The 14,079-nt window shown below is 70.4% G+C and carries 14 protein-coding genes; 9 read left to right on the top strand and 5 right to left on the bottom strand.

Features of this window, described 5'->3' with window-relative positions; translation table 11 throughout:
- Positions 1–71 precede the first annotated feature (71 nt).
- From dnaK to ACWF79_RS23020, 4 genes are read left to right on the top strand one after another with little or no spacing between them, the layout of a single operon-like run.
- Positions 72–1,925, top strand: coding sequence for a molecular chaperone DnaK (gene dnaK, locus ACWF79_RS23005; protein ID WP_453730009.1), 1,854 nt, complete (start codon positions 72–74; stop codon positions 1,923–1,925).
- Positions 1,925–2,569, top strand: coding sequence for a nucleotide exchange factor GrpE (gene grpE / locus ACWF79_RS23010; RefSeq protein ID WP_453730010.1), 645 nt, complete (start codon positions 1,925–1,927; stop codon positions 2,567–2,569). The genes dnaK and grpE overlap by 1 nt, the downstream gene beginning before the upstream one ends.
- Before the next feature lie 30 nt (positions 2,570–2,599).
- Positions 2,600–3,787: a molecular chaperone DnaJ gene (dnaJ, locus tag ACWF79_RS23015; RefSeq protein WP_453730011.1), complete on the top strand. Its 1,188-nt coding sequence runs from the start codon at positions 2,600–2,602 to the stop codon at positions 3,785–3,787.
- Positions 3,788–3,791: 4 nt separating this feature from the next.
- On the top strand, positions 3,792–4,247 hold the full coding sequence (locus ACWF79_RS23020) for a heat shock protein transcriptional repressor HspR (protein ID WP_453730012.1): 456 nt from the start codon (positions 3,792–3,794) through the stop codon (positions 4,245–4,247).
- Positions 4,248–4,329: 82 nt separating this feature from the next.
- Here the strand turns inward: ACWF79_RS23020 and ACWF79_RS23025 are convergent, their stop codons facing one another.
- Positions 4,330–4,803, bottom strand: coding sequence for a hypothetical protein (locus ACWF79_RS23025; protein ID WP_453730013.1), 474 nt, complete (start codon positions 4,801–4,803; stop codon positions 4,330–4,332).
- Positions 4,804–4,805: 2 nt separating this feature from the next.
- A complete protein-coding gene (locus tag ACWF79_RS23030) occupies positions 4,806–5,786 on the bottom strand; it encodes a helix-turn-helix transcriptional regulator (RefSeq protein ID WP_453730014.1) in 981 nt (326 codons plus the stop codon).
- A gap of 349 nt (positions 5,787–6,135) precedes the next feature.
- On the opposite strand from ACWF79_RS23030, the gene ACWF79_RS23035 reads away from it, so the two are divergent.
- A complete protein-coding gene (locus ACWF79_RS23035) occupies positions 6,136–6,453 on the top strand; it encodes a (2Fe-2S)-binding protein (RefSeq protein WP_361956928.1) in 318 nt (105 codons plus the stop codon).
- Between the two features lie 127 nt (positions 6,454–6,580).
- On the opposite strand, the gene ACWF79_RS23040 is transcribed toward ACWF79_RS23035, so the two are convergent.
- Positions 6,581–6,994, bottom strand: a complete 414-nt coding sequence (locus tag ACWF79_RS23040; protein ID WP_453730015.1) for a pyridoxamine 5'-phosphate oxidase family protein — start codon at positions 6,992–6,994, stop codon at positions 6,581–6,583.
- Between the two features lie 120 nt (positions 6,995–7,114).
- Here ACWF79_RS23040 and clpB point away from each other — a divergent pair, with 120 nt between their 5' ends.
- Positions 7,115–9,700: an ATP-dependent chaperone ClpB gene (gene clpB / locus ACWF79_RS23045; RefSeq protein ID WP_453730016.1), complete on the top strand. Its 2,586-nt coding sequence runs from the start codon at positions 7,115–7,117 to the stop codon at positions 9,698–9,700.
- Between the two features lie 161 nt (positions 9,701–9,861).
- Positions 9,862–10,392 (top strand): YbjN domain-containing protein, encoded by a 531-nt coding sequence (locus tag ACWF79_RS23050; RefSeq protein ID WP_453730017.1) that lies wholly within the window; start codon positions 9,862–9,864, stop codon positions 10,390–10,392.
- Positions 10,393–10,403: 11 nt separating this feature from the next.
- Here the strand turns inward: ACWF79_RS23050 and ACWF79_RS23055 are convergent, their stop codons facing one another.
- The gene (locus ACWF79_RS23055; RefSeq protein ID WP_453730071.1) at positions 10,404–11,576 is read right to left on the bottom strand and encodes a glycosyltransferase family 39 protein; all 1,173 of its coding nucleotides are present in this window, start codon (positions 11,574–11,576) and stop codon (positions 10,404–10,406) included.
- Between the two features lie 165 nt (positions 11,577–11,741).
- Positions 11,742–12,923 carry a pyridoxal phosphate-dependent aminotransferase gene (locus tag ACWF79_RS23060; protein ID WP_453730018.1) on the bottom strand — a complete coding sequence of 394 codons (1,182 nt, stop codon included), beginning with the start codon at positions 12,921–12,923 and terminating at the stop codon, positions 11,742–11,744.
- A 91-nt stretch (positions 12,924–13,014) separates the two neighbouring features.
- Here ACWF79_RS23060 and ACWF79_RS23065 point away from each other — a divergent pair, with 91 nt between their 5' ends.
- Both ACWF79_RS23065 and ACWF79_RS23070 read left to right on the top strand, forming a co-directional pair.
- Complete coding sequence (locus tag ACWF79_RS23065; protein ID WP_453730019.1) at positions 13,015–13,209, top strand: hypothetical protein; 195 nt, start codon at positions 13,015–13,017, stop codon at positions 13,207–13,209.
- Positions 13,210–13,551: 342 nt separating this feature from the next.
- Positions 13,552–14,070 (top strand): DUF2617 family protein, encoded by a 519-nt coding sequence (locus ACWF79_RS23070; protein ID WP_453730020.1) that lies wholly within the window; start codon positions 13,552–13,554, stop codon positions 14,068–14,070.
- The last annotated feature ends 9 nt before the right edge of the window (positions 14,071–14,079 follow it).

Below are 14,079 nucleotides of genomic sequence, written 5' to 3' on the forward strand. Positions count from 1 at the left end.
GTTGACGCGGTCGATGCCGTCGTGCATCCTTGAGTCAGTTCCACTCAAGTCGGTCAGCTGGAGGAATTGAAATGGCACGTGCGGTCGGCATCGACCTGGGCACGACTAACTCCGTCGTCAGCGTTCTGGAAGGCGGCGAGCCCACCGTCATCACCAACGCCGAGGGCGCCAGGACCACGCCGTCCGTCGTCGCCTTCGCGAAGAACGGTGAGGTGCTCGTCGGCGAGGTCGCCAAGCGCCAGGCGGTCACCAACGTCGACAGGACCATCCGGTCGGTCAAGCGCCACATGGGCACCGACTGGAAGATCGACATCGACGGCAAGTCCTTCAACCCGCAGCAGATGAGCGCCTTCATCCTGCAGAAGCTGAAGCGCGACGCCGAGGCGTACCTGGGCGAGAAGGTCGTCGACGCGGTCATCACCGTCCCCGCGTACTTCAACGACTCCGAGCGTCAGGCCACCAAGGAGGCCGGTGAGATCGCGGGCCTCAACGTCCTGCGCATCGTCAACGAGCCGACCGCGGCCGCCCTGGCCTACGGCCTGGACAAGGACGACCAGACGATCCTCGTCTTCGACCTCGGTGGCGGCACCTTCGACGTGTCGCTCCTGGAGATCGGCGACGGCGTCGTCGAGGTGAAGGCCACCAACGGTGACAACCACCTCGGTGGTGACGACTGGGACCAGCGTGTCGTCGACTACCTGGTGAAGCAGTTCGCCAACGGCCACGGCGTCGACCTGGCCAAGGACAAGATGGCTCTCCAGCGTCTCCGCGAGGCCGCGGAGAAGGCGAAGATCGAGCTGTCGTCCTCCACCGAGACGTCGATCAACCTGCCGTACATCACCGCCTCCGCCGAGGGTCCGCTGCACCTGGAGGAGAAGCTCACCCGGGCTCAGTTCCAGCAGCTGACGGCCGACCTTCTGGAGCGCTGCAAGACGCCGTTCCACAACGTCATCAAGGACGCGGGCATCCAGCTCTCCGAGATCGACCACGTCGTTCTCGTCGGTGGCTCCACCCGTATGCCGGCCGTCGCCGAGCTCGTCAAGGAGCTGACCGGTGGCCAGGAGGCCAACAAGGGCGTGAACCCGGACGAGGTCGTCGCCATCGGCGCCGCCCTGCAGGCCGGTGTCCTCAAGGGTGAGGTCAAGGACGTCCTGCTCCTCGACGTGACCCCGCTGTCGCTTGGTATCGAGACCAAGGGCGGCATCATGACCAAGCTCATCGAGCGCAACACCACGATCCCGACCAAGCGGTCCGAGATCTTCACGACGGCCGAGGACAACCAGCCGTCGGTGCAGATCCAGGTCTACCAGGGTGAGCGCGAGATCGCGGCGTACAACAAGAAGCTCGGCATGTTCGAGCTGACCGGTCTGCCGCCGGCCCCGCGTGGCGTCCCGCAGATCGAGGTCGCCTTCGACATCGACGCCAACGGCATCATGCACGTGACCGCGAAGGACCTGGGCACGGGCAAGGAGCAGAAGATGACCGTCACCGGCGGCTCCTCGCTGCCGAAGGACGAGGTCGACCGGATGCGCCAGGAGGCCGAGCAGTACGCGGACGAGGACCACCGTCGCCGCGAGGCCGCCGAGTCCCGCAACCAGGGCGAGCAGCTCGTCTACCAGACGGAGAAGTTCCTCAAGGACAACGAGGACAAGGTCCCCGGTGAGGTCAAGACCGAGGTCGAGACCGCCGTCGCCGAGCTGAAGGAGAAGCTCAAGGGCGAGGACACCGCGGAGATCCGTACGGCCACCGAGAAGGTCGCGGCCGTATCCCAGAAGCTCGGCCAGGCCATGTACGCCGACGCCCAGGCCGCGCAGGCCGCCGGCGGCGAGGCCCCGCAGGGTGACGCCAAGGCCGACGACGACGTCGTGGACGCCGAGATCGTCGACGACGAGAAGCCCGGTGACGCGAAGGGCGGCGCTGCCTGATGACGGAGGAGACCCCGGGCTTCGAGGAGAAGCCTGACGTCCCCTCCGGCGCCGACGACGCCGCCGAAGCCGCCGAGACCCCCTCCACGGAGGAGGGCTCGGCGGCCCCGGCCGGGGACGACGCACAGACCGTCGGTCTGACGGCGCAGCTGGACCAGCTCCGCAGTGCGCTCGGTGAGCGCACCGCGGACCTCCAGCGGCTCCAGGCCGAGTACCAGAACTACCGCCGACGGGTGGAGCGTGACCGGGTCACCGTCAAGGAGATCGCGGTCGCGGGCCTCCTGACGGAGCTGCTGCCCGTGCTCGACGACGTCGGCCGGGCCCGTGACCACGGCGAGCTCGTGGGCGGCTTCAAGTCGGTCGCCGAATCGCTGGAGACCGTCGTCGCCAAGATGGGTCTGCAGCAGTTCGGCAAGGAGGGCGAGCCCTTCGACCCGACGATCCACGAGGCCCTGATGCACAGTTACGCACCGGACGTCACCGAGACGACCTGCGTGGCGATCCTGCAGCCGGGGTACCGGATCGGCGAGCGGACCATCCGGCCCGCGCGCGTGGCGGTGGCCGAGCCCCAGCCCGGGGCGACGCCGGCCGCGAAGGAAGAGAAGTCGGCAGACGAGGAGAGCGGTGGCCCTGAGGAGGGCTGACGCGAAGATCGTCCGGGAGGAGGGACGTCGATGAGCACGAAGGACTTCGTCGAGAAGGACTACTACAAGGTTCTCGGCGTCCCCAAGGACGCCACCGACGCCGAGATCAAGAAGGCGTACCGGAAGCTCGCCCGCGAGAACCACCCGGACGCCAACAAGGGCGACACCAGCGCCGAGGCGCGCTTCAAGGAGATCTCCGAGGCGAACGACATCCTCGGTGACCCCAAGAAGCGCAAGGAGTACGACGACGCCCGCGCGCTCTTCGGCAACGGCGGCTTCCGCGCCGGTCCCGGGCAGGGCGGCTCGTTCAACTTCGACCTGGGCGACCTCTTCGGCGGCGCCCAGGGCCCCGGCGGCCCGGGCGGGGCGGGCGGCTTCGGCGGCGGTCTCGGCGACGTCTTCGGCGGCCTGTTCAACCGGGGCGCGGGCGGCGGCGCGGGGACGCGCACGCAGCCGCGCCGCGGCCAGGACATCGAGTCCGAGGTGACGCTCAGCTTCACCGAGGCCGTGGACGGCGCCACGGTGCCGCTGCGGATGTCCTCCCAGGCGCCCTGCAAGGCCTGTTCGGGCACCGGTGACAAGAACGGCACGCCTCGCGTGTGCCCGACCTGTGTCGGCACCGGCCAGGTCTCGCGCGGCAGCGGCGGCGGTTTCTCCCTGACCGACCCGTGCGTGGACTGCAAGGGCCGCGGCCTGATCGCCGAGACCCCTTGCGAGGTCTGCAAGGGCAGCGGACGGGCCAAGTCCTCCCGCACCATGCAGGTCCGCATTCCGGCCGGGGTCTCCGACGGGCAGCGGATCCGGCTGCGCGGCAAGGGCGCTCCGGGCGAGCGCGGCGGTCAGAACGGCGACCTGTACGTGGTCGTCCACGTCGACGCCCACCCGGTCTTCGGCCGCAAGGACGACAACCTGACCGTCACCGTGCCCGTCACGTTCGGCGAGGCGGCGCTCGGCGGCGAGATCAAGGTGCCGACATTGGGCGGCCCGCCGGTGACGCTGAAGCTGCCGGCCGGCACGCCCAACGGCCGGACGATGCGCGCCCGCGGGAAGGGCGCGGTCCGCAAGGACGGGACGCGCGGCGATCTGCTGGTGACGGTGGAGGTCGCGGTGCCCAAGGAGCTCGACGACAAGGCCCGCGAGGCCCTTGAGACCTACCGTCAGGCGACGGCGGGCGAGGACCCCAGGGCAGAGTTGTTCCAGGCCGCGAAGGGAGCTTGACCCGATGGACCCTCGACCGGGACGCAGCCGTAATCCGTACGAACTGACCGACGAGACGCCGGTGTACGTCATCTCGGTGGCGGCCCAGCTCTCGGGGCTGCACCCGCAGACCCTGCGTCAGTACGACCGCCTGGGCCTGGTCTCCCCGGACCGTACGGCCGGGCGCGGCCGGCGCTATTCGGCCCGTGACATCGAACTGCTCCGCACGGTGCAGGCGTTGTCGCAGGACGAGGGCATCAACCTGGCGGGCATCAAGCGCATCATCGAGCTGGAGAACCAGGTCGCCGCGCTCCAGCAGCGCGTCGCCGAGCTGTCGGCGGCGGTGGAGGGCGCGGCGTCCGCGATGCGCCAGCGCGAGGCCCAGGTCCACGCCTCGTACCGCCGTGACCTGGTCCCGTACCAGGACGTCCAGCAGGCGAGCGCGCTGGTGGTCTGGCGCCCGAAGCGGACCGGCGAGTAGCCGGAGCTGTTCCCCGTACGACGAAGGCCCTCTCCGCGGCACGCGGAGGGGGCTTCTTCGTGCCGTGGTGTCCGACGCGGGCCTACGGGATGAGTTCGCCGACGATGTTCGTCGCCGTGTCCCACCAGGGGGCCGCGCCCGTGCCGAAGGCGGCGGCGAGGGTGGTGCCGACGGCCCGGTCCAGAGGGGTGGGTTCGCAGTCCTCGGCCCAGTCGGCGTCGACGGTGCCGTCTCCGGTCGACTGGAAGGTCCCCAGGGGGCGTCCGTCGCGGAGCAGCCGGCTCTCGGCGTACGAGCAGGGGACGAGCCGGTAGCGCGTGCCGGAGACCGTGGCCTCGACGCGGTACGAGCGCCGCAGGAGCCGCCCCCGGCTCGGCCGGATGCGCGCGGGCGCGCCGTCGACGGTGAGGGTGAGACGGTCGGCGGCGCGGGTGCCGATGGGGATCAGCGGGTCGGGGGCGTCGCCGGGGGCGCGCACCAGCTCCACGGTGGGCAGCCCGTGGCCGCGGACCCGCAGGGTTCCGGCGGGGCCGTCGAGGTCGATCTGTATGTACAAGGTCAGTGGTCCTGCTCCAGAAGCCCGGACTGGGCGATGAGATAGCCGAGTTGCGCGCGGCTTCCGCTGCCGAGCGCGGAGGCGAGCTTGGCGATGTGGGCCCGGCAGGTCCGCACGTTCATGCCGAGCCGCCGGGCGATGGCCTCGTCGACATGGCCCTCGACGAGGAGTTTGGCGATCGAGCGCTGGATGCCGCTGATGCCGTCCAGCGGCGGCTGGTAGGTGACCGGGTTCTCCAGCGGGGTCGCCTGGAGCCAGAACTGCTCGAAGACGCCGACGAGATACTCGACCAGGCCGGTGTGGCGCAGCTCCAGTGCGACCTGGCGGTCGCGGCTCGCGGGTACGAAGGCGACCTTGCGGTCCACGATGATGAGGCGGTCGATGATCTCCTCGAGCGTGCGGACCTCGACCTCGGGGCCGATGCGCTCCAAATAGGCCAGGGTGATCGGCTGGTGCCGTGCCGTGTGCTGGTAGAGCGTGCGCATCCGGATGCCCCGGCCCAGGAGCGGCCGGACCCGGCGGAGGGCTTCGCCGAAGGTGGTGGCGCTGCGGCCGCTGCCGGGCTGCACGGTCAGCAGTTCCGAGGAGCACTCGGCCACGACGCGGTCGAGGGAGGTGTTGATCCTCGTGAGGCCCTCCAGGACGGTGATCGCGTGCGTGGTGGAGGGGTCCTGGGCGCTGACGTTCATGAATGGCTCGAACGCGTCGGAGAGTTCGATGCTGAGCCGTCTACGCTCCTGGATCTCCTTCTCGATCGGGAGCAGGAGCCGGGCCAGGGCGGCCGAGGGGGGAACCGGCCGGAGCCACTGCACGTCGTCGGGGTCGGGCCGCAGGAGGTCGAGGTCCATCAGACAGGGCGTGGAAGCGATGTCCGACCGGGCGATTCGTCCCGTGCGCAGGGCCTCTTTATAGACCCGTGTGCCCGCTTCGCACAGCTCGGCGTGCGTATGAGGATGCCCCGTTTTATCCGGTTCTATTCGCATATGTACACCCCCAGGCTTTTCCGATACAGGAACATGATGCATTGAGCCAGTGGTGGAAACGTGAGGAGTGAGCCATCGTCGTGCCTGCGGGGGAGCAGGAGATACACACCAAGTGAGGTTGCTCGGTCATGGCCAAGAAGCTCATACGCACCGTAGTTGGTGTCGCGTTCATAGCTGCTGCCGCGGTCGGCGCGGTGGCGGCCAGTGGGGACCCGGGCTGGGGAGCTGCTCCGCAGCAGGTCGTCGCCAAGGCGAGTGACCCGGGCTGGGGCGTCATCAAGGCGAGTGACCCGGGCTGGGGCGTTGCGCCTGCGGCCGTCTCCGATCCTGGTTGGGGGTCCGTGGGGGCATGACGGTTCCCGAAGATCCTCGATTCCGGCGTGAGATGGCGGCTGCCTACCGCTCCGGGTGGCATTTCATCGACCTCGTCACAGCCGTGCCGCACGGTGGCGATTCGTTGATGGTCACCCTCTTCGGTGAGCCCATCATCATCAGGCGCGGGGACGATGAGGATATTCGCGCCTACCGATGTCTCCGGAAGCCACGTGGCGCTCCACAGCCCGTCCGCTGTGCCATCCGGTACGGCATGATTTTCGTCAATCTCGACCAGCGTGACCACCAGCTCGTCGAGCCCGAGACCATCACCGCCACCCCCCGCAGTGCCTGAGCGGTTCCCCCGTCGTTGTAGATCGCTCAGGTACTTCCCCCACACAGCGGCGCCATCGCGGACCTGAAACGCGATGGCGCCGCTGTGCTGTGTCCGTAAACCCGACACGGGGTCCACCGCGCCGGCCTCAGGCCCGCCCCATCGCCCGGGTCAGCGCGATCTCGATGACCACCCGGTCCGGGTTCGGCGCGGGCACCCGGCCGTAGCGCGCCGCGTAGCGGTCCACCGCGTCCGCGACGACCTCCGGCTCCGTACGGATGTGGGCCACGCCCTCCAGCGTCGCCCAGCGGCCCTTGTCCACCTGGCAGACCGCCACGCGCGCGCCCTCGGGGCCCGCCGCCAGGACGTTGGCGACCTTGTGGCTGTGCTTGTTGGTGATGACCCGCGCGATGCCGTTCTCGCCGCCTTCCGGGTCGTACGTCACGCCCACCGCCACCACGTGTGGCGTACCGTCCGCTCGGGGGGTGGTCAGGGTGCACATGTGGTACTCGCGCCAGAAGCTGAGGTACGAGTCGTCCGGGTTCCTCGGGTCGGTCGCCATGCCCGGAACCTACCCCTGGCAGAGCCCTGCGCGACACCTTGAGCGGAATAGGCTCAACTTTGTGTACGCTGGATGAGTCATGGAACGTGTACAGCGGACGCCGAGGAGGAGACAGCGCACGTGGACGCCGAACTGACCAACAGGAGCCGGGACGCGATCAACGCGGCCACCAGCCGCGCCGTGTCCGAGGGGCACGCCGACCTGACCCCCGCCCATCTGCTGCTCGCCCTCCTCGAAGGGCAGGACAACGAGAACATCGTGGACCTGCTCGCCGCCGTCGAGGCCGACCTGGCGGCTGTACGGTCCGGAGCGGAGCGGCTGCTGGCCGCCCTGCCCAGCGTGACCGGATCCACGGTCGCGCCGCCGCAGCCCAACCGTGAGCTGCTCGCTGTCATCGCCGACGCCGCGAAGCAGGCCAAGGAGCTCGGGGACGACTACCTGTCCACCGAGCACCTGCTCATCGGGATCGCGACGAAGGGCGGACAGGCCGGCGAGGTACTGGCCCAGCAGGGGGCAGGTGCGAAGAGGCTGCTCGACGCGTTCGAGAAGAGCAGGGGAGGGCGCCGGGTGACCACACCCGACCCGGAGGGTCAGTACAAGGCACTGGAGAAGTTCGGTACGGACTTCACCGCCGCCGCGCGGGAGGGAAAGCTCGACCCGGTCATCGGGCGCGACCAGGAGATCCGTCGCGTCGTCCAGGTCCTCTCCCGGCGCACGAAGAACAACCCGGTCCTCATCGGTGAGCCCGGCGTCGGCAAGACCGCCGTCGTCGAGGGCCTCGCCCAGCGGATCGTGAAGGGCGACGTGCCCGAGTCCCTCCGGAACAAGCGGCTGGTCTCGCTCGACCTCGGCGCGATGGTCGCCGGCGCCAAGTACCGCGGCGAGTTCGAGGAGCGCCTGAAGACGGTCCTCTCCGAGATCAAGGCCAGCGACGGCCAGATCATCACCTTCATCGACGAGCTGCACACCGTCGTCGGCGCGGGCGCAGGCGGCGACTCCGCCATGGACGCCGGCAACATGCTGAAGCCGATGCTGGCCCGCGGCGAGCTGCGCATGGTCGGCGCGACGACCCTGGACGAGTACCGCGAGCGGATCGAGAAGGACCCCGCCCTGGAGCGCCGCTTCCAGCAGGTCCTGGTCGCCGAGCCGAGCGTCGAGGACACCATCGCGATCCTGCGCGGGCTCAAGGGCCGGTACGAGGCCCACCACAAGGTCCAGATCGCCGACTCCGCCCTCGTGGCCGCCGCGACCCTCTCCGACCGGTACATCACCTCCCGCTTCCTGCCCGACAAGGCCATCGACCTCGTCGACGAGGCGGCCTCCCGGCTCCGCATGGAGATCGACTCCTCGCCCCTCGAGATCGACGAGCTCCAGCGCTCCGTGGACCGGCTGCGCATGGAGGAGCTCGCGCTCAAGAACGAGACCGACGAGGCGAGCCGGCAGCGCCTGGAGAAGCTCCGCCGCGACCTCGCCGACCGCGAGGAGGAGCTGCGCGGGCTGACCGCCCGCTGGGAGAAGGAGAAGCAGTCCCTCAACCGCGTCGGCGAGCTCAAGGAGCAGCTGGACGAGCTGCGCGGCCGCGCCGAGCGGGCGCAACGTGACGGCGACTTCGACACCGCCTCCCAGCTGCTCTACGGCGAGATCCCGGCCCTGGAGCGGGAGCTGGCGGAGGCCTCCGAGGCCGAGCAGGAGGTGTCCAAGGACACCATGGTCAAGGAGGAGGTCGGCCCCGACGACATCGCGGACGTGGTCGGCGCCTGGACCGGCATCCCCGCCGGCCGCCTCCTGGAGGGCGAGACGCAGAAGCTGCTGCGCATGGAGGACGAGCTCGGCAAGCGGCTCATCGGCCAGACCGAGGCCGTCCGGGCCGTCTCCGACGCCGTACGCCGTACCCGCGCCGGGATCGCCGACCCCGACCGCCCCACCGGCTCCTTCCTCTTCCTCGGCCCCACCGGCGTCGGCAAGACCGAGCTGGCGAAGGCGCTCGCGGACTTCCTCTTCGACGACGAGCGGGCGATGGTCCGCATCGACATGAGCGAGTACGGCGAGAAGCACTCGGTCGCCCGCCTGGTCGGCGCTCCCCCCGGCTACGTCGGCTACGAGGAGGGCGGCCAGCTCACGGAGGCGGTGCGCCGCCGCCCGTACAGCGTGGTGCTGCTCGACGAGGTGGAGAAGGCCCATCCGGAGGTCTTCGACATCCTGCTCCAGGTCCTCGACGACGGCCGGCTCACCGACGGCCAGGGCCGGACGGTGGACTTCCGCAACACCATCCTGGTCCTGACCTCGAACCTGGGCAGCCAGTACCTGGTCGAGCCCCTGACCTCCGAGGAGGAGAAGAAGCAGCAGGTCCTGGAGGTGGTCCGGGCGAGCTTCAAACCGGAGTTCCTCAACCGGCTCGACGACCTCGTGGTCTTCTCCGCCCTCGACAAGACCGAGCTGGGACGGATCGCCCAGCTCCAGATCGACCGGCTGGCGAAGCGCCTCGCCGAGCGTCGGCTCACGCTCGACGTCACGCCCGCCGCCCTCGCGTGGCTGGCCGACGAGGGCATGGACCCGGCGTACGGCGCCCGTCCGCTGCGCCGCCTGATCCAGACGGCGATCGGCGACCGGCTCGCGAAGGAGATCCTCGCGGGCGAGGTCCGCGACGGCGACACGGTCCGCGTGGACCGGTTCGAGGACGGGCTGATCGTGGGCGCGGCGCAGTAGCCGACGGCGCACGCCACGCCCACGTCCAGGCGTTTTCCCGCCTTCCGTCCCCCATCGGGCCCAGATCTTGTCAGCCCGCAGCGGATCGCGGGAGGTGGGGCTTGCGCCGTACCGCCCGGCATGGGAGAGGATGGCGGCAACCGTACGAAGGGATATTCACGGTGAGCATCGACCCGTCCTCGATTCCGAATTTCGGGGGCCAGCCCCAGCCTCAGGCCGCAGGACCGGCGGGCCCCGTCGTCCCCGACCAGGACCTGGTCAAGCAGCTCCTCGACCAGATGGAGCTGAAGTACGTCGTCGACGACGAGGGTGACCTCGCGGCGCCGTGGGAGGAATTCCGCACGTACTTCATGTTCCGCGGCGAGGAGGACCAGCGTGTCTTCTCCGTGCGGACCTTCTACGACCGCCCCCACTCGGCGGACGACCGCTCCAGGATTCTGGACGCGATCGACGACTGGAACCGCCGCACCCTGTGGCCGAAGGTCTACACGCACCTGCACGAGGAGGAGGACGGCTCCGCCACCCTCCGCCTCATCGGCGAGGCGCAGATGCTGATCGGCACCGGCGTCGCGCTGGAGCACTTCGTGTCCTCCACCGTCAGCTGGGTCCGCGCCTCCATCGAGTTCGACAAGTGGCTCGTGGAGCAGTTCGGCCTGGAGACCCCTGGGGACAAGGAGCCCGAGGGCGAGTAGCCCCGGCTCCGCTACAGGGCCATGCGCGCGAGCGTCAGCGCGTACGCCCCGAAGCTGAACGACAGCCCGGCGAGGGCCGCGATCACCACGATCGCGGCCCTCGGCCGGGCTTTCGTCAATGCCTGGGCCAGCGGGAAGAGCAGCGGGAACGCGGGCAGCAGGAAGCGCGGCTTGGACTCGAAGAACCCCGAGCCGCCCACCGTGATCACCACCAGGACGGCCGTGTAGACCAGGAGCGGCAGCGGCGGCCGCTCCACCAGGGCGAGCAGCGCGAAGAGCAGCACCCCGGCGCCCGTGAACAGCAGCGCCGTCGCGAAGCCGAACTGCGTCGGCCCCCGCAGCATGTCCCGGACGAAGACCAGCGCCCCCTTGCCGAGGTCGAAGCGCGAGGTCCAGCCGTCCTGGACGGCGAAGTAGCCGCCGAGCAGATCGCCGCGCCGCGCGCCCACCCAGAGCAGGTACGAGAGCCAGCCGAGCGGCGCGAGCGCGGCACCCGCCCACACGCGGGGGCCGCCCCCGCGTCGATACAGCTCGTACGCCGCCGCCACCAGGACCGCCGCCGCGATGGCGATCGCGTTGGGGCGGGACAGACCGGCCAGGGCGGCCAGCGCGCCCGCCCACAGCCAGCGGTGGGTGAGGAGCGCGTACAGCGACCAGGCGGCCAGGGCCGTCATCAGCGGCTCGGTGTACGCCATCGAGAGCACGATCGAGTGCGGCAGCAGGCCCCAGAGCAGGACGAGCACGACCGCGGTGCGCCGGCCGTACAGCCGCTCGCCGATCAGGTAGATGCCCCAGGCCGCCGCGCCGGCCGACAGCCAGGACAGCAGCAGCCCGGCCGTGCCGCCCTCGACGGGCAGGACGGTCGTGACGGCCCGGATCAGGCCGGGGTAGAGCGGGAAGAAGGCCAGGTCCGACTGGACGACCCCTTCGGGCCAGTGGATCGTGTGGCCGTATCCGCGCGCCGCGATCCGGCTGTACCAGTCGGAGTCCCAGGAGGTGGCGAGCAGGAGCCGGGGCGAGCGCCCGAGGTGCCAGGCCCAGGCCGCGAGCACCAGCATCCCGGTCAGCCGCGCGGCGGCGAAGAGGCCGAGCGCGGGCGCGGCCCGGTGCAGCGAGGCCCGCCAGCGCGGAACGCTCCGGACAGCGGCGGTCGCCGTCGGGCGGTCGAGAGTCTCGGCGGACAGGGTGCACCTCCGTGCGCACGGGAATCGGGATCAGCCCGGCAAATCGGTCTACCCGACAATCGATGCGGCACGGAGGGGGCGCGCACGGGCGAGGGTCCCACCGGGTGAAAAAAACCCCGCGCGGACACCGCTCCTCCTCGGCCGGCCTCTCGGCCCCTGCGCTCCTCAGCCCGCGAGGCCCTTCAGCCGGGACACCGCCTCCTCCAGCACATCGACGCCCTTGCAGAACGCGAAGCGGACGAAGGGCTCACCCTCCGCGCGGTGGTCGTAGAAGACGGCGTTGGGGATGGCGACCACACCCGCGCGCTCGGGCAGCGCCCGGCAGAAGGCGAAGCCGTCGGACTCGCCCAGCGGGCGGATGTCGGTGGTGACGAAGTACGTTCCGGCCGGGCGGTACACCGCGAAGCCCGCTCGCGCGAGGCCGTCGCTCAGCAGATCACGCTTGGCCCGCAGATCGGCGCGAACGGCGTCGAAGTACGTGTCGGGCAGCCGCAGCGCCTCGGCGACGGCGTACTGGAACGGGCCGGAGGCCACGTAGGTGAGGAACTGCTTGGCGGACCGGACGGCGGCCGTCAGCTCCGGGCTCGCGGTCACCCAGCCGACCTTCCAGCCGGTGAACGAGAACGTCTTGCCCGCCGAGCCGATGGTGACCGTGCGCTCCCGCATCCCCGGGAGGCTCGCGATCGGCACGTGCTCGGCGTCGTCGAAGACCAGGTGCTCGTAGACCTCGTCGGTGACGACGAGCAGGTCGCGGGCGACGGCGAGCTCGGCGATCGCGGTCAGCTCGGCACGGGTGAGGACGGTGCCGGTGGGGTTGTGCGGGGTGTTGAGCAGGATCAGCCGGGTCCGGTCGGTGACCGCGGCCCGCAGCTCGTCCAGGTCCAGGACGAAGCGTCCCTCGTGCGGGCGGAGGGTGACGGGGACGCGCGTGCCGCCGGCCATCGCGATGCACGCGGCGTACGAGTCGTAGTACGGCTCCAGGGCGATCACCTCGTCGCCTGGCTCGACGAGGGCGAGCAGCGCGGCGGCGATGGCCTCGGTGGCGCCCGCCGTGACGAGGACCTCGGAGTCGGGGTCGTACGTCAGGCCGTATCGCCTCAGCTGGTGCTCGGCGACGGCGGTGCGTAGCTCGGGTACGCCGGGGCCGGGCGGGTACTGGTTGCCGCGTCCGTCGCGCAGCGCCCGCACCGCCGCCTCCCTGATCTCCTCGGGGCCGTCGGAGTCCGGGAAGCCCTGCCCGAGATTGATCGCACCGGTCTTCGTGGCCAGCGCGGACATCTCGGCGAAGATCGTCGTCCCGAACTCGGCGAGCCGGCGGTTGAGCAGCGGTCGTGTCATGCCCGTCATCCTGGGCCGAAGCTCTGGACTTCCTCAAGTGCGCTTTGGCCGCGCACCGGGGTGGGCATCCCCCTCGCACAGACCTACGGGGGTGTCACAGATGGAAGTACTGGTCATCGGATTCATCATCCTGATCATCGTGGTGGGCGTGGCGTCGGCGGTCGGCGGAGGCCGGAGCAGCGGCCGGCGCGGCGGCAGGCGGCGCGGCGGCTGGTCGGACGGCGGCGGGGGTGGCGGCTGCGGCTCGTCCTGCGGGGGAGGCGGCGGCTGCGGCGGCGGTGGCGGCGGCGACTGACACGGACGCGAGGGACACGGGGGCGACTGACACGGGGCAGTCGCCCCCGCGGCCACCCAGGTGCCCGGCGTCACTCCAACATCCGCCGGGCACCTTCGTGTTGGAGCCAGGAAGCAGGTTTGTTTGAACAATTGAACTGTGGGGTCCCCGAAGGGGATGGAAACCACGGCAAGTTGGGTAAAAACGCTGCGAGTCGCTCGAAGTCCATGATTCCCTCGCTGTTGATAAGAGACAGCCCTCGGACCGTGTGTGGACCCGAGTCGGCGATCCCCCACTCCCGTTGGACCCTCTCTCCGGGGCGCCCCCGGCCCACCCGTCAAACCGTGTTTGCGGAGCCGACCCATGCTCACGACCCTGAAGACCTCCTACACCGACACGCGTGCGGCCGATCTGGCCTGGGCGCTCGGGCGCGAGCCGCTGCCCGCCCTCGCCGTGCTCGACCTCGAACTGACCGGCGCCAAGCTGCAGTTGCGGCTCCTCGGCGCCTCCCATCAGGTGCTTCTGGAGGAAGAGGAGCGCCGCTGCTCCGAGACCGTCGCCTGTATGCCCGGCAGCAGTACGCCGCTGCCGCTGGGCGTCTCCAAGAGAGTCGGCGGATGGGAGTACGAATTCGCCGCCCGCGTCGAGAAGCTCAACCACGGCTCCTTCGCGGGCCGTGCCCAGGAGTTGCTCGCCCTGGTCGCCGACCATCCCAACGGCCTCGCGGGGACGTTCCCCGGCTCCCCGCACGCCTTCACGGCGATGCTGGCGCAGCGCCACGAGGGCCAGGTGCGGTGGCGCACCTGGCACGCGTACCCGCAGGAAGGGCAGTTGGTGGTCACCCGGACCCAGATCGGCGCCCGTATGTCCGCATCGCTGTAACGCGCCGCC

Source organism: Streptomyces sp. NPDC054975 (assembly GCF_053609105.1).